This window comes from Odoribacter sp. Z80, assembly GCF_009935865.1.
GTDB lineage: Bacteria > Bacteroidota > Bacteroidia > Bacteroidales > Marinifilaceae > Odoribacter.
Window position 1 is genome coordinate 216,852 of sequence record NZ_QWEL01000004.1, and the last position, 24,163, is coordinate 241,014.

Consider the following 24,163-nt stretch of genomic DNA (forward strand, 5'->3'; position numbering starts at 1 on the left):
AAAATAAAAATTTGCACTATCCTGAAAGATTCTTTACATTTGTTACCGGAATAAACGTACATTTTTATTTTTAATCGTCTTCGCACAGCAGACGATTTTAATATTTACCGAGCGTAAAGATTCAATCCAGCTACTCATGAAGATTTCTGTCGTCATTCAAACCTTAAACTCTGAAAAATTTCTGGAGCGGGTACTCCAATCCGTCAAAGCATTCGACGAAATAGTGATTTGTGATATGTATAGCACGGACAAAACCATTGAAATTGCGGAGCGATACAACTGCAAAATCGTATTTCATGAAAAAACCAATTATTGTGAACCTGCCCGAAACTTTGCCATACAGGCAGCCAGTCATGAATGGGTGTTGGTGGTTGACTCAGACGAAATCGTTCCGGACGCATTGAGGAAATATTTATACGAATTTATCCAATCCCCGGACACATTGAACGGCATTTGGATTCCCCGCAAAAACTATCTGATGGGGAGATTCATGCACGGTGATTATCCGGATTACATCCTGCGTTTTTTCCGGAAAGAAGGTAGCTACTGGCCTCCCTACGTCCATTCCGTCCCCAATGTACAGGGAAAGACTATCCGTATACCCAAACAAAGAAAAGATTTGGCTTTCATCCATTTAATCAACAATCCGTTGGAACTCCGACTGACCAAATTAAATACCTATACGACAAAGGAAATCACGAAAAGGGCAAATCACAACTTTCCTCTTGGGGCGATATTCTATGCACCTGCCTACCGCTTTTTTAAAGCTTATATTTTAAAAGGCGGATTCAAAGACGGGAAAGCCGGGTTGGTGAATGCCGGAATGGATGCATTCTATAAATTCACCACCATTGCTAAAATCTGGGAAAGCCGGGTCAATCCGGAAGACATAGACCCGGACTTACGGACATAAAGAACTATCTTCTCCGCCGGTAATCCAAAAAAGAATAAGCATACTCATTCTTCCCGTCAGCCTCAAAATCTTCCCGGTCCAGCAAATCCCACTGGGAAGGGAGAATCTCCGGAATAAAAGTATCGCCTTCGGGACTTACTCCCACTCTCGTTAAATACAGGGTGTCAGCTTTATCCCAAAATTCCCGGTAAATCGTTCCGCCCCCGATAACAAACACTTTTTCCTCTTCCTTTAACTTCTCCATGGCTTCCGCCGGACTGCCTGCCACCTCAACGCCGGCCGGTCTAAAAGCAGCATTACGGGAGATAACCACATTGCGCCGGCCGGGCAACGAACGTCCGATAGATTCGAAAGTCTTTCTTCCCATCAAAATAGTATATCCGGTCGTTAAAACCTTAAACCGTTTTAAATCAGCCGACAAATGCCATATCAAACCGTTTTCACGGCCTATCACGTTATTTTCTGCGGCTGCGACAATAATAGATAATTCCATCCTCATTTGTTTTATTTCACAAAGATAGCAATTTAGCCTATTAAATCAGTCAATAAAGATATATATTCGCCAGGCATTGCTTTTTAAAAAATTTTATTGAACTTTGTCTACTCAAACAAAATACTGATTAATCCTAAAATATCATATGAACCTACTTTGTGTTTCTCATTCTATAGATATTATCAACTATGGAATGCTCCAGGCCATGAGTAAAGAAGGCTTTCATGTTTACGTCACTTATGCCTCTGAAGAAGAAAAACAAGTTTTACCTCAAGATTGTACTCCTTTACAAATCCCGCATTTCCGTAGTAAATTCAAATGGTCGGCCATAAAGGCCGTGCGGGCGATCATCAAACAATATGATATTGATGTGATTTACGCCCTGAACAGCGCTGATTTATCCATCGCCCTGTTCGCATCCTATTTCACAAAAGCCAAAGTAGTCGGCTACCGGGGCACACAGGCAAAAATACGCCGAAGCGACCTGACCTACTACCTGGGTATTCTGAATCCTTGTATCTCCCATGTCATGTGCGCAACGGCCGACATAAAAGAACAATTATCCCGTTATATTCCGGAAAAGAAAATGACAATTAACCCTAAACCTTATGATGTAAAATGGATGGATGATGTGTTCGCCCACCCCAAAAAAGCGGAGGGGATTCCGGAAGATGCCTTTCAAGTCATTTGCCTGGCCAACACAAAAAACCGTCCCTTCAAAGGATTGCGGATTTTAATTGAAGGCATGCACTTACTCCACGGTTCCAATATACACTTAATCCATTTGGGAGACTACGACAACGCTGACCTTGAATTGGCCCAACAGGGCCCGGCTGCTCCCCAGATTCATCTATTGGGCCAACACAAGGATGCCATTCATTATCTGCCTGGAAAAGATGTCTGCATCTGTCCTTCCACCCGGGACGCTTCCCCCCGAAGCTTGCGGGAAGCAATGGCTTGTAAAGTGGCCTGTATTGTTACGGACATTCCGGGAGCAAAAGAACTGGTCGTGGACGGAGAAACCGGTCTGATTATTCAGCCCAACTCCCCCGAAGCCATAGCCGAAAGCATCCGGTACTTAGCCTCCGACCGGGAGAAAGCAATAGCCTTCGGGCTCGCCGGCTATGAAAGGATACGGACAGTATACACTATGGAAAAATACGTGGCAAACCTGAAAAAGGTATTTCATTCAGTCACTCATTCCTGACATCCTTTCACAGAGCAACCGGGCCGGCAGGGGATTTGTCTGTCCGGCAGTATCCGGCCAATCGGAGCAAAAAAACTGTTGAAGCATTCTATCACCGGCCCCACAGGAACCACCGCCGGGATTCGAACGGAAATAAAAAGAAAGACTGAACATCAAACAGATATTTCCCCCTTGATATGCGGATAAGGCTCGTATCCAGCCAATTGAAAATCCTCATATTGAAAATCAAAAATATCTTTCACATCCGGATTAATTTCCATCTTTGGCAAAGCACGGGGAGTACGGGAAAGTTGTAATTTCACCTGCTCGACATGATTCCGGTAGATATGGGCATCCCCCAAAGTATGCACAAACTCTCCGGGCTTCAATCCACATACCTGTGCCATCATCATAGTCAGTAATGCATAAGAAGCAATATTAAAAGGAACTCCTAAGAAAGTGTCCGCACTTCGCTGATATAACTGACAGGAAAGCTTCCCGTTCACGACATAAAACTGAAACAAAGCATGGCACGGAGCCAGGGCCATGTTCTTAATATCTCCGGCATTCCAGGCACTGACAATCAATCGGCGGGAATCCGGATTGGTCTTGATATCATGTACTACCTGAGTAATCTGGTCCAGATGAGTTCCGTCCGGATTCGGCCAGGAACGCCACTGATAACCGTATATATGTCCGAGTTCCCCCGACTCATCCGCCCATTCATTCCAGATTTTCACTCCATGTTCCTGCAAATACTTCACATTGGTATCTCCTTTCAAAAACCAGAGTAACTCATAGATAATGGATTTTAAGTGCAGCTTTTTCGTTGTCAGCAAAGGAAATCCCGCCTGTAAATCAAAACGCATCTGATGCCCGAAAATACTAACCGTACCAGTGCCCGTACGGTCGGTTTTCTCTTCTCCTTCTCTTAAAATCCGGTCGAGTAAATCCAAATATTGCTGCATGATGATATTTAATAGAGTGTTGATAAATTAGAACCGGACAAAAATACGAAATAATCGGAATATTCATATTCCCTTTTCCTCATTCCTTCTTCCTGATTAACATCAGACCATGCCGTAACGGCAACAATATATTTTCCACCCGTTCATCCTTTTGCACCAAATCATTAAATTCAAGAATACCCTTAGTCTGGGCATCCCGGGAATCCGTCTCTAAAACTTTTCCGTCCCACAATACATCATCCGCCACAATAAGCCCCCCGGGACGTACCTTGTCAAATACCAGACGATAATATCGGGAATACTGCCTCTTATCAGCATCTATAAACACCAGGTCAAACATCCCCTCTAAACGGGGAATGATTTCACAGGCATCCCCAATATGAAAAACAATCCGCCGTTCCAAACCACTCCGGGCCATATAATAACGTGCAAACTCTTCTATTTCGTCATTAATGTCAATGGTATGCACAACCCCCTTCTCTCCCACTCCCATTGCCATAGACAAAGCGGCATATCCTGTAAAAGTACCGATTTCCAGTACGCGTTCGGCCCCATTCATACGGCACAACAATTTCAGGAACTGTCCCTGCATATTTCCCGACAACATCCGGGGCCGCAGGATTTTCTGATGTGTAGCACGGGACAACCGGGCCAGAATTTCCGGCTCTTTCTCGGTATGCAACTCTATATATTCTTCTAAATCAGAAGTTAATTCCATATCCATCCTTCTTATTCATAAATCAACACAGACTGCTTTTCTTCTGCAAAAATCTCCCGGGCCACCCGTTGTAAAAGCGCAGCATCAATTTCCTGAATCTCTGCACAAATACTATCCAGTTCATCCACCTTTCCGTAAACCAAAAAACTCTTGCCTATAGAAAGCATCATATTCTCATAATTCTCAGACGCCAGTGTCAACTGCCCGATCATCTGATTTTTTGCCTTGCGCAATTGCATCTGTCCCAGGGGAACCCGGCACAATTCCGTCATTTCTTTCCGGCACAACCGGATACATTTCTCCAGGTCTCCGGCATCACACCCGAAATAAACGGTAAATACCCCGGTATCTGAATAGGGCGTGTAAGCAGCCTCTACATTATAAGCCAATCCATATCTCTCCCGAATATTCAGATTCAAACGGGAGTTCATTCCCATTCCTCCCAATATATTTACCAGCAACGACAAAGCCAGACGGTTATCCTGCGTGTAATCGTAAGCCACATTTCCTATAATACAATGCCGCTGATAAGTATCCCTTTTTATCACCTGGGTACGGGGAAGATACCGTTCGGGACACTTCCTCAGCAAAGGAGTCTCACTTCCGGGAATATCCCCGAAATAACGTTCTGCCAGACGGATCAGTTTCTCAAACGGAATATCTCCCATCGAACTAAGCACCATACGCCCCGGCTGATAATTCCGCTTTACAAACTGCAATATACTCTCCCGGTTTAAACGCTTTACCGCAGCCTCACTCCCCAGGATATTCCTTCCGATCGGATAGCCCTGATAAATCAACTCCTCAAAATCATCGAATATCAATTCCCCGGGACTATCCTTATAAGAATTGATTTCATCAATCACCACCTCCTTTTCTTTCTCTATCTCTTTATCAGGAAACACGGAATGAAATACAATATCTGCAAACAACTCCAACGTCCGCTCATAATCCCGGGGCAAAAAAGATGCGTAAATACAAGTATCTTCTTTAGTCGTATACGCATTCAGCTCCCCGCCGACATCTTCCATCCGACTCAGGATATGATAGGCTTTTCGCTTTTCGGTCCCTTTGAAAATAACATGCTCTATAAAGTGGGCAATCCCTTCCTCCTCTTTTCCTTCATCCCGGCTTCCAACTCCAATAATCAACCCGCACCAGGCCGCCTTTCGGGGAATCTGCTGATGAATAATCTTTAATCCGTTATTCAATATATAAGTCTGATACATAATCCTCAACAAAAAAAGCCCTGCAACGCAAGGCTTTTTCCGGTATTTATTTTTATCCTAACCAATTAATTCTGAAATAATTTTTCAAAATCAGCCATTGCAATTTCCTGCTCCTCCAATTTCACGTTCTCACGGATCACATCAAAAATCTTGCTATCCAAAGCTCTTTCATAGAGGTGGTGACGTTGTTTTTCATCTTCCAGCAACTTAGCGGCAAAACCGTCCAACTGCTCATCGCTCAACCCATAAAGCCCGTATTGTTGCAACTGTGCGGCAGCAATCTGACGTCCTTCTTTCTTCATATCTTCGGCTTCCACCTTGACGTCAAATTCTTTTACAATAGCGGATTTTACCAACTGCCATTTGAACTCATCCCGGTAACCCTCAAAATCCTTCTCCACTTCCTCAGGAGTCATCTTTTCATTCACCGCAACAATCCATCTTTTCAGGAAAGCTTCCGGCAGGACTACATCTTCATTCTTCTTTACCAGTTTTTCCTTAGCATCAATTGTAAAACGATATTCAGAATGTCCTTTCAACTGTTTTTCAATATCTTCCTTCACACGACTACGGAAGTCCGCAGCGTCTTTCACTACTCCCTCTCCATACAATTTCGTGAACAATTCCTCATTCACCTCTGCATCCACATAACGCTTGATTTCCTTTATGATAAAACAATAATTTTCTCCTGCTTTCTCTGCCTCTTCCTTATTCACACCCAACATAGAAGCAAAATCGGTCTTGTTGGGATAAGCTTTTGCGGCATTGAACTTTACTTCTTCTCCGGATTTTTTGCCTTTGAAAGCATTCACCGCCGCTTCATCTTTCATATGAAAAACAGACATAGAAGCATCTTCATTCCTGATACCTCCTTCTTTCACTTCTCCCTTTTCATCCAATTCAATCAATTCCCCTTTCAGATATTCAGTACCTTCAATCTCCTCAACAGGCAGTAAATTTCCATTGCTTTTACAAATACTTTCAATCTGCTTGTCAATCATTTCATCATCCACCTTGATGACATAATAAGGCACTTTTTCCCGCTTACTCATCTTGGCATTTACTTCCGGAGAAAGGGCAATATCGTATACAAACTCAAAGTTTTCCTCATCCAGATTCAATTCTTTCTGCTCGGTTTCACTCGGCAGCGGTTCACCCAGAATCTGCAGGTCGTTCTCCTGGATGTAATGATTCAGACTCTCTCCCAGCACTTTGTTAATTTCGTCCACCAACAAAGATTTGCCATACATCTTCTTTACAATGCCCATCGGAGTTTTTCCGGGACGGAAACCGTTTACCACTACTTTTTTCTGGTAATCTTTCAGTGCCTTTTCTACGCGTCCGGCGTAATCTTCTTTACCTAATTCAATCTTAATGGTAGCATTCAGATTGTCGATTTGGTTTTTTGTTATATTCATGCCTATCGGTTGTTTCAGCGGTTGTGATTTTCAGATATTCACAACGATTTTACATTAATTGCTATTGTTTCCTATCAGAAAAAAGCCACCTCTCATAAGGCGGCTTTCCCTGCTCTGTACGGGCGAAGGGACTCGAACCCCCAAGTCTTGCGACACCAGATCCTAAGTCTGGCGTGTCTACCAATTCCACCACGCCCGCGTGCCCATTTTTGACGCTGCAAAAGTAATACTTAATTTCAAATAGCCAAACAATTTTATAAAATAATAAGCAGTCAGATACTTATTTATCAACTTATATTCTTATTTTTACCGACGATAGAAATGACAGGAATACATCAAACCGGAAATCATAAATTTAATATCTGCGGGTATGATTGAAGCAAAGAATATTTGGAAAAGTTACGGCGACCTGAAAGTGTTAAAAGGCATCGACCTGGTCATTCCTGAAAAAAAAGTAGTCACTATCATCGGAGCCAGCGGTGCCGGAAAAAGCACTCTATTGCATATATTAGGCACGTTAGACCTGCCCGACCAAGGAGAAATCCGCTATGAACAGGAGAACATTTCTTCTTATTCTCCCAATAAACTGGCATCTTTCCGTAACCAAAACATCGGTTTTATTTTTCAGTTCCATCACTTGCTACCGGAATTCACCGCTCTCGAAAATGTATGCATTCCGGGCTGGATTAAAGGGTCTCACAAGAAGGACACGGAAAAAAGAGCTTACCGCCTGTTGGAAATAATGGGTTTAAAAGACCGGACCCACCACAAACCGTCTGAACTATCAGGAGGAGAACAACAACGGGTTTCCGTAGCCAGGGCCCTGATGAATTCCCCCAAAGTCGTACTAGCCGATGAACCCTCAGGAAATCTTGACTCGCAGAGTAAAAACGAACTTCACCAACTCTTCTTCGACCTCCGGGACGAACTGGGACAAACATTCGTCATCGTCACCCACGACACCCAGCTGGCAACCATGGCTGACCAACAAATACTCATCCGTGACGGAAAAATCGTCTGAAAAGATGTAACCTATCCGCTCCGAATAAAGTACACTCTTTCTAAATGCAGGTTCTTTGCCATAAAATTACTTTTTATTCTGAACTTTTTACTTTTAACCTTTTTAAATTATCTTTGCGCAATCATAAAATATAACGAAAATAATGAAATATTCAAACGAACTTGACAAAGTCAGCTACAGTCTGGGATTAAGCATTGCCAGCAATCTGATCTCTTCGGGAGTAAAAACCATCAATGCCGAAGCATTCAATGATGCTATGAACACCGTATTTTCCGGTCAGATGCCTGAAATCATGCCCGATGAAGCCAATAATATACTTCAGGACTACTTCGACAAACTGCAAAAAGAAAAAGGTAACGAAGCCCTGGAAACCGGAAAAGCCTTTCTCGAAGAAAACAAGAAAAAAGAAGGAGTCGTTGTACTGCCAAGCGGCCTGCAATACAAAATCCTGACAGCAGGAAACGGACCAAAACCCAAAGCCAGCGATACCGTGAAATGCCATTACGAAGGCCGGCTCATTAACGGACAGGTTTTCGATTCTTCCGTTCGCAGAGGAGAACCTGCCGAATTTCCGGTAGGCGGAGTTATCCAGGGATGGGTGGAAGCATTACAATTAATGCCTGTAGGTTCAAAATGGCAGCTTTATATCCCCTCCAACCTGGCGTATGGAACACACGGAGCCGGACAATCTATCGGACCTAATGAAACCTTAATCTTTGATGTGGAATTATTGGCCATCGTATAACAACAGAAACATAATTCATCACTTAATTACTAATACCATGAAAGCAAAAAATTTACTACTTATTTTGAGTGTAGGAGTAATGGCCATGGGGTGCAACAGCGGTTCTTTGACCTCAACCACTGCTCCTTTGAAAACAGCAGCAGACTCTGCCAGCTATTACATTGGCTATATGTACGGTAGCGGATTGCAAAACATGCGCTTTAAAAAACCCAATATGTCTGCAATTGTAGCCGGTATTAATACTGCACTGGAGAAAAAAGAGACCAAAGTAACTCCCCAGGAAATGGAAATGTATCTGACCAGCTATTTCCAGAAACAAGCTATGGTTGAAGCACAGGAAAATGCTGAAGCCGGAAAAAAATTCCTGGAAGAGAATGCCAAAAAAGCAGGAGTAGACACCTTAGCCAACGGAATCCAGTACAAAGTAATCAAACAAGGTAACGGTCCCATTCCTACCGATACGGATATTGTAGAAGTAAATTACAAAGGAACCCACCTGGACGGTACCGAATTTGATTCATCTTATTCCCGCGGAGAACCGGTGAAATTCGGGTTGCATAACGTTATTCCGGGTTGGACAACTACCTTGAAATCCATGCCGGTAGGATCTAAATGGGAGGTATTTATTCCCGCAGACCAGGCTTACGGACAAAGAGGAGGCGGCCCGATCGCACCGAATGAAACCCTGGTTTTTGAAATCGAATTATTGAACATCGTCACTCCGGAAGCTCCGGCTACTGACAAAAAATAATTTTCAGGATAAATATTATTGGCAAAGTCCGGAGGAATTTCCTCCGGACTTTGTTATCTTTGCGCCAATAATTTTCAATTTTACAAAACGGATGAACTACGAAATAAGCGGCAAACTGATTTTCAAAGAAGAAACACAACATATCAGCGACAAATTTCAAAAAAGGGAATTTGTCATAGAAGTAGAAAACGAAAAAAATCCGCAATGGAACGATTTCGTGAAAGTACAACTAATCCAGGACAGGTGTGATTTGCTGGAAAACATTTCCCTTCAAGAAAATATCAAAGTATATTTTAATATACGGGGCAGGAAATGGGAAAACAAAGGACAAACATCGTATTTTACAAATCTGGAAGGCTGGCGTATAGAAAAACTGGAACCCCGGAATCCAGCCGATATCCCGGTACCGGAATATCGCGTAGAAGACATTCCCCCTATGCCGGAGGCTGACGACCTGCCTTTTTAAGCAGCAAAACCGGAAACTGAAAACCAGTTTTTAGTTTCCGGTTTTACAACAACCTTTGCCCGTTAATGATTAATTCAAACCTGATATTCAAAAATTCTGCAGCCTTCCGGCTAAGCATCATACGACCGAGAAAAATTTCAAAATAATCCATAACTGCCGAAATGGTTGTATCAATAATGAGTTCCAATACAATCGCAGAGTTATCCTCATTAAAATAAATTTTGGATTCTTCCACGGCATAATTTACACGGTCATGAATATCAAAACTGGCAAAATCCCGGTTACGCACCCGGCTTCTGCGCACATCCGTCTTATCTGCCAGAATCAAAGCAGCAGCAATAGGATTAACAGCAGCAGCAGTGCTTTCATCATGATTACCAATCGCACTGACCACCAAAGCTATTTCATCGGCATCCATTCCCATATTGTCCAATAAACGAAAAGCCAGAATAGCTCCGCTTTGGGCATGGTCAATCCGGTTAACCACATTACCAATGTCATGCATATAACCGGCGATCTTTGCCAATTCTGCAAGACGGGCCGGATATCCCAAAGTTTTTAAAATATGTTCTGCCGTTTCTGCCGCCTTTCCGACATGGGCAAAAGCATGTTCCGTATACCCCATCGCAGCCAGGGCTTTATCAGCCTGTGCTATGTAACACTTAATTCTTCCGTCACTCTTTATATCCTCAAACGTAATTTTCATATCTCCTTTTCTCTATTTCATGGGAAGGAATAATTACAACATTCCCATTTCCTGAAACATTTTTTTATATTCTTCAGCCTTAGCAGATAAAGGCTTCGGATAAGCCCGCGAAGAAGATGGCATCCGGTAAAGACGCAATTTCCTGCCATCATAGACAAACTCCACAGCCTGCCCCACTCCGGGCTGCTGAGCCTCTATCATAGTAAGTAAAGTATCAGTCGCTTTCTGGCCCGTGGTCACTATCGCTTCACATTCCGGCAAACACTTTAACACCTCCGACAAATCTATCGTCCCCACAATCTCTAAAAACTTATCGGAAGCATTATCTTTCTGCCGGATTACTTCCCGACCTGAATCAGTCAAAGCAATCCCTTTCCGGATTAAAAAACTGCGGATACGCGACTCACAGAAAGACTTTTTGTCTTCAGTCAAAAAATAATCTTTCTCATCAAAAAATACCAAACCAATAATCCGCCACATATCATTCTGAAAATTAGGATAATAAAAATCCATCTTCCAGCGTTCCCGTTTAGGCGGGAAACTCCCCATCAGAAGCAAGCGAGCTCCTTCCGGAAAAAACGGCTCCAACGGATGCCGTTCTATTTTCTCTTCGTCTGTTTCCATTCTTGCCAGGCTTTCTATTTTATATCACTGATGCGGCATATCTCCATAAATGAGGCCCCCCTGACATGTCCAAAACTCCCTCCGACAACCAGAATCTGCTCTTCCGGCTGATAACCTTTTTCAGATAATACCTGAGGAATATCCCGCATAAACTCATCCCGGGAATGAGGTTTAACCGAAAAATAAGGCTGAACCCCATAAGAAAGTGCCAACTCGCGCATCACCCTTTTTTCATAACAGCGGGCTATCACCGGATGCCCACCCCGGAATGCCGATAAATAACGGGCCGTCCGTCCTGAATTTGTATCGACCACAATAGCTTTTATAGGTAACATGGTTGTCATTCTCACTGCCGCCCTGGCCAATGCCGCTGTAATCTCATTATTGATTCGCACCAGGTTCCGGTTGGAATCCGGAAGTAAAGTAGCTTCATTCGCTTCGGCAACTTTCGCCATAACTTTCACAGCCTCTGCCGGGTAATTACCATACGCAGTCTCTCCGCTCAACATCACAGCATCCGTACCACTAAACACTGCATTGGCAATGTCACTGACTTCGGCACGAGTCGGCCGGGGATGTTCTATCATGGAATGCAACATCTGGGTGGCAATAATCACCGGTTTTTTACTCTCTATACATTTGTTGACAATCATCCTCTGAATCAAAGGTATCTTCTCCGCATCAATTTCTATGGCCAAATCCCCCCGCGCCACCATCACCCCGTATACATGGTCCAGAATCTCGTCTATATGGTCAACTCCTTCCTGGTTCTCTATTTTTGCTATAATTTTTATTTTACTGTTATGAGCATCCAGAATATGCTGAATTTCCAACACATCGTCTTTGCTGCGCACAAAAGAATGGGCAATGAAATCCAGGTCGTTTTTTATGGCAAACTCTATAAAATTACGGTCTTTCTCACTCAAAGACTGTAATTTCATACTGACACCGGGAACATTCACACTCTTCTTGTTTTTTATTTCACCGGGATTGGAAGCAACCAACTCCAGCATGTTGTCACCTTTAGCCTGTACAACCAGCTCCACATCCCCGTCATCAATTAAAATTTTATCGCCAATCCGGACATCCTGAACAAAATTTTCATACGATACTCCTATCAATTTCTCTTTTCTCAGGTTCAAATCCCCGCTCATATAAACGACATCTCCTTTTTCCACTCTAACAGGAATCTCCACTCCGGTTGTCCTGACCTCCGGTCCTTTGGTGTCAATCAATAAAGCAATCTGCTCCGAAACTGCACGAACATTCTGAATCACCTTCATAGCCTCATCCAAAGTTTGGTGGGCCGTATTCAGGCGCACTACATTCATCCCCGCTTCAAACAATTCCCGCAAAAAACCGACTTCACACCTTTTATCCGAAATAGTAGCTACAATTTTTGTCCTCTTCATATCATTTATTCTTTTTTTTCTATTTTATCGTAGAGCGCCGGAAATAGTTATCATCTATCAATTATTTATCAAAGCCTGTAAAGCCAATTCATAAGATTTCAAACCAAATCCCATAATCACTCCCCGGCAAACCGCCGTAAGATAAGAAACATGTCTGAATGCCTCTCTGCGAGCCGTATTGGAAATATGGACTTCCACCACCGGCGCCCCGACAGCGGCAATAGCATCCGCAATAGCAATGGAAGTATGAGTATAAGCTCCGGCATTCAAAATAATGCCGTCATAATCAAACCCCACCTCATGAATCTTATGAATCAGTTCTCCTTCTATATTGGATTGATAATAAGCAATTTCTACCTGCCTGTATTTTGAACGGAGAGTATCTAAATAATCCAAAAAATTTTCCTTACCATAAACCTCCGGCTCACGAATACCCAATAAATTCAAATTAGGGCCATTAAGTACCAATACTTTCATCTTTTCTGTTTTTATCTTACCAATTTTACAAAATTAGTCAAATTTTCCCGTTTCTTTTTCCCAGGTTGTAAATTTATTGTCTTCTCCAATTCCTGTTTACAACCTGACACATCCTGCAATAAAGGACAAAAACAAGCGCAGCCCCACCTCACACCTTGCAATACACTGTATTCCAATCATTTAAAACATAACATTCACTCAAATACTTTTTTGCTGATTGTTAAACTTCTTCATTTGTAAATAAGTTATTAAAAAAAAATATATCTTTATCCACCGAATCAATAACAATGTGCTTAATATGAATTTTTTAACGTTCATAAAATTATAAATATGACTTGGGACAATGCAATTGAGAGCTACAAAAGCTATCTGATTTTAGAAAAATCTCTTTCGACTAATTCTGTGGAGGCTTACCTGAACGACATCCGCAAATTAGCAGGTTACTGTGCTGAACACCATCAAGTGAAAACGCCGAACGACGTAACTTATGATATGCTTAAAGACTACCTGCTATATGTAGGAGAAGTAGGAGTTACAAACAGAACACAGGCAAGATGCATTTCAAGCATCCGCTCTTTCTTCAAATTCTTAGTACTGGACGGCCAGTTGGAAGTAAACCCTACCCTTTTATTGGAAACCCCGAAAATTGGCCGCAAACTTCCTAATATCTTAACTGTTTCGGAAATTGATTCCATTTTAAATGCAGTTGAAATGTACAAACCGGAAGGACAAAGAAACAGAGCCATCATAGAAATGCTTTATTCCTGCGGTTTACGGGTATCCGAATTAATCAGTCTGAAATTGTCCAATATCAACTTCAGAATGGGAATAGTAAAGATTGACGGGAAAGGCAATAAAGAAAGAATTGTACCCCTGAGCAAAAATGCCAAAGCAGAAATCCGGCAATATCAGAAAGTCTATCGGGATTACCTGGACATTGAGAAAGGATATGAAGATATCCTATTCCTCAACAAACGGGGCACACCCCTCTCAAGAGTAATGGTCTTCAATATCATTAAACATCTGACCCTGCGGGCAGGAATTAAGAAAAACGTGTCACCTCATACTTTCCGGCACTCTTTTGCCTCCCATCTGGTCAGCGGAGGAGCTGATTTAAGGGCTGTACAAAATATGCTCGGCCATGAATCCATTCTCACAACTGAGATTTATACACATTTGGACGACCATTATTTAAAAGACACAATCAATAAATTTCATCCCCGTTCAAAGGAAGAATCGAAAAAATAAAAAGAAAAGAGCGTTTAAACGCTCTTTTTTTTACCTTCGCAGCAAAATAAATGACATGGAAAATACAGACGACATCCTGAAAAAAATAAACAGCAACAATCCGGAATTACTGGCAGAAGCCGTTAAAGATATTAAAGAAAACGGCGATTTAAACATAGCCGAAACTCTGTTGTCCACCCTATCCACCTTTTGCGAATCCCACACACAGAACACCATCATCAATTTGCTCGCCGACATAAAGGATAATAACTTTCGTCCCCTGCTGATCAAAAAAATTCAGTCCGCATCGGATTCTTCGCTAAAAAGCGCCCTGCTTCGCATTGTCTGGGAATCCGCTTTGGACTACAGCCCTTATCTGGAAGTCTTGATTCATATACTCCGGAATGATGAATTCGCAGCAGCTTTTGAAGCTTCTACAGCCATTGAAAATATGGTCTGTAACCTCACCGCACAGCAACGCCATACACTCCGCCAGATGATGGAACAATTCCCTCCGGAAAAGGAATTCCTGATTGAAAATATCCGCAAAGAAATGGGATGTTGTGAAGAAGAAGAATAGCTCACAATATCCTGTTTCCTTCTTCCCACCAATTCCGGACCTGGGCTATTTTTTCTTCCATAGACAGTTCACCTTTCAACCAACGAATCTCAAAACCTTCCCGTTCCATTTTCCGGAACCAGGTCATCTGCCTCTTAGCAAATTGGTGGATTGCCACGTTCAATTGCCCGACCATATCTTCATATTTCAACCGACCAATAAGATACAGAGTCAAATACTTATATTCCAGACCATAATAAATCAAATCTTCCGGAGCAATTCCCGAATCCAGTAAATTTTGCACCTCCTCCACCATTCCGTGCTGCAAACGTTCATGCAGACGGGCAGTAATCCGTTCCCGCCTCACCTCACGACTCACATCCACCCCTACTATTAATGAACGAATCTCCGGAAGTACCTTCTCTTCCTTCGGATGAGTCAGGTAATATTCCTCAATCTCTATAGCCCGGATAGCCCTCTTGGGGGTATCAATCTCAGTGGTATTATGCAACTTCTTATAAGCACTTAAACGACTCGCCAGATCCGCTAAACTAAGTCCGTTCAAAGACGCCCTTAACTCTTCATTCACCGGAACGGCTAATAATTGATAACCTTTCAATACCGCCTCCACATACAAACCGCTTCCTCCGCACAAAACAGGTAACACTCCCCGCTGCCGGCAATCCTCCCACACTTTTACGAAATCAGACTGATATTCAAAAACATTGTACTTCTCTCCGGCATCCACGATATCAATCAAATGGAAAGGAATAATTTCTCCATTGACCAGGTATTCCTGCAAGTCCTTACCTGTCCCGATATCCATCCCTCTGTATACCTGACGCGAATCCGCACTGATCACCTCTCCCCGAAAGGCAGCCGCCAACTGCACTGCCAAAGCCGTTTTCCCACTGGCGGTCGGTCCTACAATACTCAATAAATTAAACATTTTATCTTACCGTTACGTAAGACGCAAATGTAATGAAACTGCGGGAATAAATATAAACCCGAAAAATGGAAATTTCAATCCAAAAAGATATATTTGTAAGCATCAACACACAATAAACAAAACAATAATCCCCAGTATTGACCAATAAGAATAACAACAAAACGTATGATGAACGATGAAAACATCTTAATCCGGGCTTTGGAACCAGAAGACCTGGAATATCTTTACCAATGGGAAAACAACATGGACCTCTGGGATGTCAGCGATACCCTGACCCCTTTCTCCCACTATACCTTAAAAAAATATGTCGAAAATTCTCATGTAGATATATATTGCAGCAAACAGCTCCGGCTGATGATTGTACGTATGGAAGACAAAACCCCGATAGGCCTGATTGACCTTTACGATTTCGATCCTTATCACCTCAGAGCAGGATTAGGCATTATGATTCACAATCTGGAACACCGCAAACAAGGCTATGCCTCCTCAGCCATTAAACTCATGCTCGACTATTGTTTTGAGACACTGGGGCTACATCAGGTATACAGCAGCGTTCCCCAATGCAATGTTGCCAGTTTGAAACTATTTGAAGCAACAGGATTTACCCGTACCGGCTACCGGAAAGAATGGCTGAAAAGAGGAAATGAATGGGAAGATGTCATTTATTTTCAACAATTGGCCTCCACCTGGAACAACAATTAAATACATCCTCCTGACATCAACGATGTAAACCTTTTCTTCTCAAAATTGTCTTAAGATTGAAAGTATAATTATTGCTTCAAAACAATTATCAATTAAATGACAGTATGAAAAAAATTGTATTTCTAACCGTAGCATGCTGCATATTTGCAGCCTTATGCACCCATGCGCAGCAACGCGGACCACGGGAAAAACAGACTCCGGAACAACACGCCAATCGCATGGTAGAACGCCTGAACAAAGAATTAAAATTGACAGAAAAGCAACAATCCGAACTCAAGACATGGTTCAGCGAATCTTTTAAACAAAGAGAAAAATCCTTCGCCCAAAACCGGGATAACCGGGAAGCCATGCGGGAACAAATGAAAAAAGAACGCGAAGCCATGCAGACGGAATTGAAAAAAGTATTGACAGCCGAGCAATACAAAATTTATCAAACCAATGAAGAAAAACGGGAAAAAGAAAGGGCTCAAAGAGGTCCGGGACATCCCGGGACTCCCCGGCACGGAAACTATCCCCGCAACTAATTTCAAAACTGCCCAGAAATGGGCAGTTTTTTTTATGTAACGCAATCAATTATCTTTACCCCGGAAACAATTGAACCCTTATGGTGTTATTTTTGCTCACATACTACGCTGTCCTCAGTTTTTTAACCTTTCTGCTTTTCGGAGTGGATAAATGGAAAGCCCGCCATCATCAGTGGCGTATTCCTGAGACCCGGTTATACCTGCTCTCTGTTTTGGGAGGGGCAGCCGGGGCCTTTATCGGTATGTATCTTTTCCGGCATAAAACACAACATGCTAAGTTTATCTGGGGAATCCCCTTTTTACTTATTACCCACACCGTCCTGCTTATCTATCTCATCGTTTAATCGGACAAAATTAAATCCACACAGAAACTTCCGGTTTATTCGAAAATTCACTAAATTTACATAGGAAGATTTTTATGGCACTTTACGACTTTACCTCATACGAAAATGTAATGGTCTGTGGTGATCTACACGGCCATTTTGAAGTAATCTACAGCAAAATTTCCGTAGAAAATACACTTTTTATTGTAGCCGGCGATTGCGGTTTTGGTTTTAACCGCCCTGCCTATTATGAGGAATTGTATTCTTCTAAAATAAGAAGATATCTCACCCAAAAAAACAATGCCATCATTTTTATCCGGGGCAATCATGACGATCCGGTTTACTTTGACGGTCTCTCTTTTCATAAAAAAAGAGCGGTTTGCGCACCGGATTACTCCGTAATCCAAACAGCCCGCCACAACATCCTGTGTATTGGCGGAGCCATCAGTATAGACCGGACAAGACGATTACAGGAACAGAATGCCGGTTTTCTTTACTGGAAAGAGGAAGCCCCTGTTTTTTACCCTCAAAAGATAAAAGAAATTACGAACTCCAAAATTAAAATTGATACCGTAATCAGCCATACCTGCCCCTCTTTCTGCCCACCTCAAACAAAAGAAGGAATCCAAGCCTGGCTTTCCCAAGATGATGACTTGCACCACGATCTGGAAAAGGAACGGCTGGTTATGGACCAAGTCTGGGAAACCCTGAAAAAACAAGAACATCCCATAAAACAATGGTGGTACGGCCACTACCACCGAAGTGCCTGGCTCAAACAGGATAATTGCTATTTCCGGCTATTGGATATTAACGAAATGGATCATTTGTTTTAACCCGATTATAGGATCAAAGATATTTTTACACTATACAACCCTCCGTTTTTTAAAATTTTTACTTACTTTGCATACAGTGAGTGGAAAAATCTTGTCCATAACGTTTGAATCATTTCTAATACAATCAATAAACCTCATGAACAACATCATCAGAACCTCTTGTAAAAGGAAGTCCATGTTGCTGACAATCCTGTTATCGTCTATGTTTTTTTCCTTGCCAACTCAGGCAACATCCCGGAACGAAAATGCAGAAGAAAATAACCAGCAGATTTCCGACATCATCAGTGTAAAAAAAATCAACCCGACTACCGTGGAAATATGCCTGTCTGACCGGCAAAACATAATCTTCGACTTTTATGGCGAAAATATCTTTCGGGTATTTCAAGATAAAAACGGAGGTATCATCCGCGAACCGGAAGCCAAACCGGCTGCCCGAATACTGGTAGACCAACCCCGGAAACCGGTTTCCGGGCTGGAAATTACCCAGGACGGCAGCCAGGTGACAATCACGACCGGGAAAATCAAAATCGAATTAGACAAAAAAAGTCCGCTGATGAAAGTGACTAACCGGACAACAAACCGGGTGGTGATGGAAGAAATCGCTCCAGCCCAATTTGAAGAAAAAAAGGTAACCTTAACCCTGAAAGAAAATCCTCAGGAATATTTTTACGGCGGCGGAGTACAAAACGGACGGTTCTCCCACAAAGGAAAAGTCATTTCCATTGAAAACCAAAATAGCTGGACAGACGGCGGAGTAGCTTCCCCTACTCCTTTCTATTGGTCTACAAACGGCTACGGAGTTATGTGGCATACCTTCAAAAAAGGGAAATATGATTTCGGAGCAGAAAAAGAAGGCACCGTAAAACTCTGTCATGAAAGCAACTACTTAGACGTATTCTTCATGGTCAATGAAGGAGCTGTTGCATTGCTCAACGATTTTTACCAATTGACCGGAAATCCGGTGTTATTACCCAAATTCGGCTTCTATCAAGGACATCTGAATGCCTATAACCGGGATTATTGGCAAGAAGATGAAAAAGGTATTCTTTTCGAAGACGGGAAACGTTACAAAGAAAGCCAAAAAGACAATGGCGGTATCAAAGAATCTTTAAACGGAGAAAACAATAATTACCAGTTTTCTGCCCGTGCAGTTATCGACCGCTATAAAAACAACGACATGCCATTGGGATGGCTACTTCCCAACGACGGCTACGGAGCCGGTTACGGACAAACAGAAACCCTGGACGGCAACATACAAAACCTGAAAGAGTTAGGAGATTACGCTCGTAAACACGGGGTAGAAATCGGTTTGTGGACACAATCCGACCTGCATCCGAAACCAGAAATCAGTGCCCTTTTACAAAGAGATATTGTAAAAGAAGTAAAAGAAGCAGGTGTGCGGGTATTAAAAACCGACGTAGCATGGGTAGGTGCGGGCTACTCTTTCGGATTAAACGGAGTAGCTGACGTAGGTCATATCATGCCCTACTACGGCAACAACAGCCGCCCCTTTATTATTTCACTGGACGGATGGGCCGGTACCCAGCGTTATGCCGGCATCTGGTCGGGAGACCAAACCGGAGGCGTATGGGAGTACATCCGCTTCCATATCCCTACTTACCTGGGCTCCGGATTATCAGGACAACCGAACATCAGTTCCGATATGGACGGTATTTTCGGAGGCAAAAATCCCATCGTCAATACCCGGGATTTTCAGTGGAAAACCTTCACACCCATGCAACTAAACATGGATGGATGGGGTGCGAATGAAAAATATCCCCACGCATTAGGAGAACCGGCAACTTCCATCAACCGATGGTACCTCAAACTAAAATCGGAAATCATGCCTTACGCATACAGCATCGCCAAAGAAGCCATCGATGGTATGCCCATGATCCGCGCAATGTTCCTGGAATATCCCAATCCTTATACTTTAGGCAAAGCCACCCAGTACCAATTCCTGTACGGCCCTTATTTCCTGGTTGCACCCATTTATCAGAACACCCAGAGTGACGAAGAGGGCAATGACATCCGCAATGGGATTTATCTTCCGGAAGGTACCTGGATTGATTACTTCACAGGCGATAAATATGCCGGCAACCGGATAGTAAATAACATAGCAGCTCCCCTCTGGAAATTACCGGTATTCGTTAAAAACGGGGCTATCATCCCTCTGACGAATCCCAATAACAATGTATCTGAAATCAATCCCAAACTCCGCATCTATGAACTTTATCCGGCAGGCTATAGTTCGTTTACGGAATATGACGACGATGGTACAACCGAGGCTTATAAAACAGGCAAAGGAGTCAACACAAAAATTGAATCCAGAGTAGACGCCAAAAACAATGTAGCGGTTACTGTCTTCCCCACCGAAGGCGAATTTGACGGATTTATCAAAGAGAAAATGACCGAATTCAGAATCAACGTCACTGCCAAACCCAAAAAAATAGCAGCAAAAATCGGAAAAGAAAAAATCAAACTGACAGAAGTTAACTCAATGAAAGATTTCCTGAATCAGGAAAATGTATACTTCTACAACAGCACTCCAAACTTAAACCGGTTTGCCACCCCTGGAAGCAAATTTGCCCAAAAAGTGATTACCAAGAATCCGCAAGTATTAGTAAAACTGGCTGCAACAGATGTTACCCAGTCTCCGGTTAGCCTGAACATCGAAGGATTCATTTACGAACCGACAGATAAGCTACGGACCAGCACCGGAAGCCTGATTGCACCGGAAGCACAAATCACCGAAGAAAACACAGAGGCTTATACGCTGAAACCGACATGGGACAAAGTGAATAACGCTGATTTCTATGAAATTGAATTCAACGGTATGCTCTACTCTACAATCGTAAACACAGAGTTATTATTCTCCGACCTGAAAGCAGAAACGCCTTATTCTTTTAAAATCCGCTCGGTCAATAAAGACGGTTACTCCGAATGGGCGGAATTTCAGGCGACCACAAAAGCGAATCCGCTGGAATTTGCCCTGCCGAACATTACAGGAAGTACAACAGCAGCAAACCAGGGAGGCCAAGGTATACACAAATTATTCGACTATGACGAAAACAATACCTGGCATACCAAATACGGAGAAAATGCCATTCCTTTTAATTTGACAATGGATTTACAGACTATCAACCAATTGGATAAATTCCACTATCTGCCAAGGACAGATGCAGGCAACGGAACCATTCTGAAAGGAATAGTATACCACAGCATGGACAAAGAAAACTGGACTGAAGCAGGTACTTTCGAATGGCCGCGTAACAACGAAGTCAAAGTATTCCATTTCACCGGACATCCGACAGCCCGTTATCTCCGGATAAACGTAACAGAAGGTCTTGGCGGTTATGGTTCAGGCAGAGAATTGTATGTTTTCAAAGTTCCCGGCACCGAAAGTTATCGTCCCGGCGATATTAACAACGACCGCCTCATTGACATGAACGATTTCACCTCTTATATGAATTACACCGGATTACGTCAAGGGGATGCTGATTTTGAAGGTTATGTAAGCAATGGCGACATTAACCGTAATGGCTTGATTGATGCCTATGACATCTCAGTAGTTGCCACCCAATTGCAAGGCGGAGCAGACAAAAAACCGGCCGAAAAGGTAGCAGGTAATATCAAACTCAGTACTGCCAAACAAAACTATAACAAAGGCGAAATCATTGAAATCCGCGTAAAAGGCAATGCACTTCAATCCGTGAATGCACTTAGCTTCGCATTGCCCTATCACCAGCAAGACTACGAATTTATCGGTATTGAAGCATTGAATATGAAAGAAATGGAAAATCTAACCAACGACCGTCTCCATACCAATGGTACAAAAGCTTTGTATCCCACTTTTGTAAACATCGGCAACAAAGCCCACCTGGAAGGAGATGTGGATTTATTCATTCTGAAATTTAAAGCAAAGCAAAAAGTTAAATTCAACCTGAAAGCCATAGATGGCATACTGGTGGATAAAGACTTACGCACACATAAATTCTAACCCCCTTTAAACAATAGGATTGTCGACTAAAGAGAACCCTAAAAGTTTGGTAAAAAACTTTTAGGGTTCACTTTAATCTATTCAGATAAACAACTATAAAAACCATATACGGTTATGAATACTTCAGATATTATCTGTGCAATATCAACACCTCCCGGCATGGGAGCTATTGCTGTAATCCGGCTTTCCGGTGAAGGATGTATTGCTTTGGTGGAGCGGATTTATAAATCGCCGGCGGGAAAGCAATTGCAGGAAGCCGCTGCCAATACAGTACATTTCGGACGGATTATGGAGAAAGGAGAGATAGTGGATGAAGTATTGGTAACCATTTTTCATGCGCCCCATTCATTTACAGGGGAAGAGTCAGTGGAGATTGCCTGTCACGGTTCGGTATATATCCAGCAGCGGTTATTGAAATTACTGATAGATACCGGGGCACGGTTAGCTACTCCGGGAGAATTTACGCAACGGGCCTTTTTGAACGGGAAGATGGATTTGTCCCAGGCAGAAGCCGTGGCCGATTTGATTGCCTCCTCTTCGGCAGCTTCCCACCGGATGGCTATCAACCAGATGAAAGGCGGATTTTCTGCTGAACTGATGAAGTTGCGGGCAGAGTTGTTACGGATTACTTCGTTGTTGGAGTTAGAATTGGATTTTTCAGAGGAAGATGTTGAATTTGCCGACCGTTCGGAGTTGCTTCGGCTTGCCGGCAATATAGAAGCTTTGTTGGAACGTTTGTGTCGTTCATTCTCGTTGGGAAATGTAATCAAGAACGGAGTGCCTGTCGCTATTGTTGGCAATACCAATGTGGGAAAGAGTACCTTGTTGAACGCTTTATTGCAGGAAGAAAAAGCCATTGTATCGGATATTGCCGGTACCACCCGTGACGTGATTGAAGATACGGTAAGTCTGAACGGGATTACTTTCCGTTTTATCGACACAGCCGGGATTCGCACGACGTCTGATGAGATAGAAAATATGGGAATTGAGCGGACCTTTTCAAAAATCAGCCAGGCCAGTATAGTGTTGCTGCTGACCGATTTGCAGCGGGGTGCCGAAAGCTTTGAAGAGTATTACTGTGAAGTAAAAAAACACCTGACAGATACGGCCAAATTGATTATTGTACTAAATAAGACAGACCAGGTAGAAGATTTACTGACTCCCCAGGAAACAATCCGGCTTTTTACTTCCGGAGAACAAATCATCCCGATTTCAGCCCGCACGGGCTTTAATTTGGAGGTTTTAATTCATGAATTGACAGATGTCGTAAATTTAAATGAGTTGAATTCTTCGGATGTGATCGTCAACAATGTCCGGCATTATGAAGCCTTGCTGCATGCCCTTTCAGCCATCCAGCGGGTGCACTCCGGCTTACAATCAGACCTCAGTGGTGAATTCATCTCCCAGGACATCCGCGAATGCCTCCACTACCTCGGCGAAATCACCGGCGAAATTACTACGGATGAAGTATTGGGGAATATTTTTGAGAGGTTTTGCATCGGCAAGTAAGTGGTGATTACCAACGATTAGCATATAGCATCATCAATTATCAAGGCGTTCATTTTGAGCGCCTTTCTTTTTGGTCTTATAAGCGATAGTTATCGTTTATAGGGCTTTTTCAGCTCATTTTTGTACCGTATTTGTTGCTCGCTTGTTACTCTCCGATTTTAGGTCGGAAAGGTCGTGGAGAAAGTTGACTATAGTTGACTATGATTTACGATAGTTGAACAACATGGAGAAATAACCAGAGAAATAAACCTCTAAAAGTAACGAATATGGCAACAAGTAAAATGAAAATCAAAAAGGTTTGTGAATGGTGTGGCACAACATTCTATGCCCAAATGGAAAAAACGGAAAAACCGACCCCTTAAAAACGGATGAAGGTGACCCTTGGAAAACGGTCCAAACCGTCCCCAGAA

At 42.7% G+C, this 24,163-nt stretch carries 24 protein-coding genes and 1 tRNA gene; 14 read left to right on the plus strand and 11 right to left on the minus strand.

Annotated features, from left to right (window positions below):
* Nucleotides 1–136: 136 nt before the first annotated feature.
* Nucleotides 137–913 carry a glycosyltransferase family 2 protein gene (locus D1136_RS05995; protein WP_161876710.1) on the plus strand — a complete coding sequence of 259 codons (777 nt, stop codon included), beginning with the start codon at nucleotides 137–139 and terminating at the stop codon, nucleotides 911–913.
* A gap of 4 nt (nucleotides 914–917) precedes the next feature.
* Here D1136_RS05995 and D1136_RS06000 read toward each other — a convergent pair whose 3' ends face one another.
* Entirely contained in the window at nucleotides 918–1,406 is a 489-nt protein-coding gene (locus D1136_RS06000; protein WP_161876711.1) for a dihydrofolate reductase, read from the minus strand.
* 145 nt (nucleotides 1,407–1,551) lie between these two features.
* On the opposite strand from D1136_RS06000, the gene D1136_RS06005 reads away from it, so the two are divergent.
* Nucleotides 1,552–2,613, plus strand: a complete 1,062-nt coding sequence (locus D1136_RS06005; protein WP_237567001.1) for a glycosyltransferase — start codon at nucleotides 1,552–1,554, stop codon at nucleotides 2,611–2,613.
* Nucleotides 2,614–2,765: 152 nt separating this feature from the next.
* On the opposite strand, the gene D1136_RS06010 is transcribed toward D1136_RS06005, so the two are convergent.
* The 5 genes from D1136_RS06010 to D1136_RS06030 all read right to left on the minus strand — a co-directional run bounded on the left by D1136_RS06010 (nucleotide 2,766) and on the right by D1136_RS06030 (nucleotide 7,124).
* Nucleotides 2,766–3,560 (minus strand): thymidylate synthase, encoded by a 795-nt coding sequence (locus D1136_RS06010; RefSeq protein ID WP_161876712.1) that lies wholly within the window; start codon nucleotides 3,558–3,560, stop codon nucleotides 2,766–2,768.
* A 79-nt stretch (nucleotides 3,561–3,639) separates the two neighbouring features.
* Entirely contained in the window at nucleotides 3,640–4,278 is a 639-nt protein-coding gene (locus tag D1136_RS06015) for an O-methyltransferase (protein ID WP_161876713.1), read from the minus strand.
* A gap of 11 nt (nucleotides 4,279–4,289) precedes the next feature.
* A complete protein-coding gene (locus D1136_RS06020; RefSeq protein WP_202623073.1) occupies nucleotides 4,290–5,507 on the minus strand; it encodes a pitrilysin family protein in 1,218 nt (405 codons plus the stop codon).
* Between the two features lie 65 nt (nucleotides 5,508–5,572).
* Nucleotides 5,573–6,925, minus strand: a complete 1,353-nt coding sequence (tig, locus tag D1136_RS06025) for a trigger factor (protein WP_161876714.1) — start codon at nucleotides 6,923–6,925, stop codon at nucleotides 5,573–5,575.
* Nucleotides 6,926–7,042: 117 nt separating this feature from the next.
* Nucleotides 7,043–7,124 (minus strand) — tRNA-Leu (locus tag D1136_RS06030).
* Between the two features lie 171 nt (nucleotides 7,125–7,295).
* Here D1136_RS06030 and D1136_RS06035 point away from each other — a divergent pair.
* The 4 genes from D1136_RS06035 (at nucleotide 7,296) to D1136_RS06050 (ending at nucleotide 9,908) form a co-directional block, all read left to right on the plus strand.
* On the plus strand, nucleotides 7,296–7,946 hold the full coding sequence (locus D1136_RS06035; protein ID WP_161876715.1) for an ABC transporter ATP-binding protein: 651 nt from the start codon (nucleotides 7,296–7,298) through the stop codon (nucleotides 7,944–7,946).
* Between the two features lie 142 nt (nucleotides 7,947–8,088).
* A complete protein-coding gene (locus D1136_RS06040) occupies nucleotides 8,089–8,691 on the plus strand; it encodes an FKBP-type peptidyl-prolyl cis-trans isomerase (RefSeq protein WP_161876716.1) in 603 nt (200 codons plus the stop codon).
* Between the two features lie 37 nt (nucleotides 8,692–8,728).
* Nucleotides 8,729–9,442, plus strand: a complete 714-nt coding sequence (locus tag D1136_RS06045) for an FKBP-type peptidyl-prolyl cis-trans isomerase (protein ID WP_161876717.1) — start codon at nucleotides 8,729–8,731, stop codon at nucleotides 9,440–9,442.
* Nucleotides 9,443–9,533: 91 nt separating this feature from the next.
* Nucleotides 9,534–9,908, plus strand: a complete 375-nt coding sequence (locus D1136_RS06050) for a DUF3127 domain-containing protein (protein WP_161876718.1) — start codon at nucleotides 9,534–9,536, stop codon at nucleotides 9,906–9,908.
* Between the two features lie 43 nt (nucleotides 9,909–9,951).
* On the opposite strand, the gene D1136_RS06055 is transcribed toward D1136_RS06050, so the two are convergent.
* Genes D1136_RS06055 through aroQ form a run of 4 tightly spaced genes read right to left on the minus strand, consistent with a single transcriptional unit; the run spans nucleotide 9,952 to nucleotide 13,127 of the window.
* Entirely contained in the window at nucleotides 9,952–10,614 is a 663-nt protein-coding gene (locus tag D1136_RS06055) for an HD domain-containing protein (RefSeq protein WP_161876719.1), read from the minus strand.
* Between the two features lie 33 nt (nucleotides 10,615–10,647).
* Nucleotides 10,648–11,238 carry a uracil-DNA glycosylase family protein gene (locus tag D1136_RS06060; protein WP_161876720.1) on the minus strand — a complete coding sequence of 197 codons (591 nt, stop codon included), beginning with the start codon at nucleotides 11,236–11,238 and terminating at the stop codon, nucleotides 10,648–10,650.
* A gap of 14 nt (nucleotides 11,239–11,252) precedes the next feature.
* On the minus strand, nucleotides 11,253–12,650 hold the full coding sequence (pyk, locus tag D1136_RS06065; protein WP_161876721.1) for a pyruvate kinase: 1,398 nt from the start codon (nucleotides 12,648–12,650) through the stop codon (nucleotides 11,253–11,255).
* A gap of 57 nt (nucleotides 12,651–12,707) precedes the next feature.
* A complete protein-coding gene (gene aroQ, locus D1136_RS06070) occupies nucleotides 12,708–13,127 on the minus strand; it encodes a type II 3-dehydroquinate dehydratase (RefSeq protein WP_161876722.1) in 420 nt (139 codons plus the stop codon).
* A 330-nt stretch (nucleotides 13,128–13,457) separates the two neighbouring features.
* Here aroQ and xerD point away from each other — a divergent pair, with 330 nt between their 5' ends.
* Together xerD and D1136_RS06080 are read left to right on the plus strand one after the other, a co-directional pair.
* Nucleotides 13,458–14,375: a site-specific tyrosine recombinase XerD gene (gene xerD / locus D1136_RS06075; protein ID WP_161876723.1), complete on the plus strand. Its 918-nt coding sequence runs from the start codon at nucleotides 13,458–13,460 to the stop codon at nucleotides 14,373–14,375.
* Nucleotides 14,376–14,430: 55 nt separating this feature from the next.
* Complete coding sequence (locus D1136_RS06080; protein WP_161876724.1) at nucleotides 14,431–14,934, plus strand: hypothetical protein; 504 nt, start codon at nucleotides 14,431–14,433, stop codon at nucleotides 14,932–14,934.
* Nucleotide 14,935: 1 nt separating this feature from the next.
* On the opposite strand, the gene miaA is transcribed toward D1136_RS06080, so the two are convergent.
* Complete coding sequence (gene miaA / locus D1136_RS06085; RefSeq protein ID WP_161876725.1) at nucleotides 14,936–15,862, minus strand: tRNA (adenosine(37)-N6)-dimethylallyltransferase MiaA; 927 nt, start codon at nucleotides 15,860–15,862, stop codon at nucleotides 14,936–14,938.
* A 165-nt stretch (nucleotides 15,863–16,027) separates the two neighbouring features.
* On the opposite strand from miaA, the gene D1136_RS06090 reads away from it, so the two are divergent.
* From D1136_RS06090 to mnmE, 6 genes are all read left to right on the plus strand, one after another.
* A complete protein-coding gene (locus tag D1136_RS06090; protein ID WP_161876726.1) occupies nucleotides 16,028–16,564 on the plus strand; it encodes a GNAT family N-acetyltransferase in 537 nt (178 codons plus the stop codon).
* Between the two features lie 104 nt (nucleotides 16,565–16,668).
* The gene (locus tag D1136_RS06095) at nucleotides 16,669–17,088 is read left to right on the plus strand and encodes a Spy/CpxP family protein refolding chaperone (protein WP_161876727.1); all 420 of its coding nucleotides are present in this window, start codon (nucleotides 16,669–16,671) and stop codon (nucleotides 17,086–17,088) included.
* An 80-nt stretch (nucleotides 17,089–17,168) separates the two neighbouring features.
* Nucleotides 17,169–17,432, plus strand: a complete 264-nt coding sequence (locus D1136_RS06100) for a DUF1294 domain-containing protein (RefSeq protein ID WP_161876728.1) — start codon at nucleotides 17,169–17,171, stop codon at nucleotides 17,430–17,432.
* Between the two features lie 74 nt (nucleotides 17,433–17,506).
* The gene (locus D1136_RS06105; RefSeq protein WP_161876729.1) at nucleotides 17,507–18,244 is read left to right on the plus strand and encodes a metallophosphoesterase; all 738 of its coding nucleotides are present in this window, start codon (nucleotides 17,507–17,509) and stop codon (nucleotides 18,242–18,244) included.
* Between the two features lie 136 nt (nucleotides 18,245–18,380).
* Nucleotides 18,381–22,244 carry a TIM-barrel domain-containing protein gene (locus D1136_RS06110; RefSeq protein ID WP_161876730.1) on the plus strand — a complete coding sequence of 1,288 codons (3,864 nt, stop codon included), beginning with the start codon at nucleotides 18,381–18,383 and terminating at the stop codon, nucleotides 22,242–22,244.
* 114 nt (nucleotides 22,245–22,358) lie between these two features.
* Entirely contained in the window at nucleotides 22,359–23,753 is a 1,395-nt protein-coding gene (gene mnmE / locus D1136_RS06115) for a tRNA uridine-5-carboxymethylaminomethyl(34) synthesis GTPase MnmE (protein WP_161876731.1), read from the plus strand.
* Nucleotides 23,754–24,163: the final 410 nt, after the last annotated feature.

Bases quoted from the DNA above. Each gene is read 5' to 3' on its own strand.
- D1136_RS06080 (WP_161876724.1), top strand. From the start codon at position 14,431: ATGGAAAATACAGACGACATCCTGAAAAAAATAAACAGCAACAATCCG.
- D1136_RS06000 (WP_161876711.1), bottom strand. From the start codon at position 1,406: ATGGAATTATCTATTATTGTCGCAGCCGCAGAAAATAACGTGATAGGC.
- D1136_RS05995 (WP_161876710.1), top strand. From the start codon at position 137: ATGAAGATTTCTGTCGTCATTCAAACCTTAAACTCTGAAAAATTTCTG.
- D1136_RS06100 (WP_161876728.1), top strand. From the start codon at position 17,169: ATGGTGTTATTTTTGCTCACATACTACGCTGTCCTCAGTTTTTTAACC.
- miaA (WP_161876725.1), bottom strand. From the start codon at position 15,862: ATGTTTAATTTATTGAGTATTGTAGGACCGACCGCCAGTGGGAAAACG.
- D1136_RS06050 (WP_161876718.1), top strand. From the start codon at position 9,534: ATGAACTACGAAATAAGCGGCAAACTGATTTTCAAAGAAGAAACACAA.
- aroQ (WP_161876722.1), bottom strand. From the start codon at position 13,127: ATGAAAGTATTGGTACTTAATGGCCCTAATTTGAATTTATTGGGTATT.
- D1136_RS06105 (WP_161876729.1), top strand. From the start codon at position 17,507: ATGGCACTTTACGACTTTACCTCATACGAAAATGTAATGGTCTGTGGT.
- mnmE (WP_161876731.1), top strand. From the start codon at position 22,359: ATGAATACTTCAGATATTATCTGTGCAATATCAACACCTCCCGGCATG.
- D1136_RS06010 (WP_161876712.1), bottom strand. From the start codon at position 3,560: ATGCAGCAATATTTGGATTTACTCGACCGGATTTTAAGAGAAGGAGAA.
- D1136_RS06110 (WP_161876730.1), top strand. From the start codon at position 18,381: ATGAACAACATCATCAGAACCTCTTGTAAAAGGAAGTCCATGTTGCTG.
- tig (WP_161876714.1), bottom strand. From the start codon at position 6,925: ATGAATATAACAAAAAACCAAATCGACAATCTGAATGCTACCATTAAG.
- D1136_RS06090 (WP_161876726.1), top strand. From the start codon at position 16,028: ATGATGAACGATGAAAACATCTTAATCCGGGCTTTGGAACCAGAAGAC.
- D1136_RS06005 (WP_237567001.1), top strand. From the start codon at position 1,552: ATGAACCTACTTTGTGTTTCTCATTCTATAGATATTATCAACTATGGA.
- D1136_RS06055 (WP_161876719.1), bottom strand. From the start codon at position 10,614: ATGAAAATTACGTTTGAGGATATAAAGAGTGACGGAAGAATTAAGTGT.
- D1136_RS06040 (WP_161876716.1), top strand. From the start codon at position 8,089: ATGAAATATTCAAACGAACTTGACAAAGTCAGCTACAGTCTGGGATTA.
- D1136_RS06045 (WP_161876717.1), top strand. From the start codon at position 8,729: ATGAAAGCAAAAAATTTACTACTTATTTTGAGTGTAGGAGTAATGGCC.
- D1136_RS06015 (WP_161876713.1), bottom strand. From the start codon at position 4,278: ATGGAATTAACTTCTGATTTAGAAGAATATATAGAGTTGCATACCGAG.
- xerD (WP_161876723.1), top strand. From the start codon at position 13,458: ATGACTTGGGACAATGCAATTGAGAGCTACAAAAGCTATCTGATTTTA.
- D1136_RS06095 (WP_161876727.1), top strand. From the start codon at position 16,669: ATGAAAAAAATTGTATTTCTAACCGTAGCATGCTGCATATTTGCAGCC.
- D1136_RS06035 (WP_161876715.1), top strand. From the start codon at position 7,296: ATGATTGAAGCAAAGAATATTTGGAAAAGTTACGGCGACCTGAAAGTG.
- D1136_RS06060 (WP_161876720.1), bottom strand. From the start codon at position 11,238: ATGGAAACAGACGAAGAGAAAATAGAACGGCATCCGTTGGAGCCGTTT.
- pyk (WP_161876721.1), bottom strand. From the start codon at position 12,650: ATGAAGAGGACAAAAATTGTAGCTACTATTTCGGATAAAAGGTGTGAA.
- D1136_RS06020 (WP_202623073.1), bottom strand. From the start codon at position 5,507: ATGTATCAGACTTATATATTGAATAACGGATTAAAGATTATTCATCAG.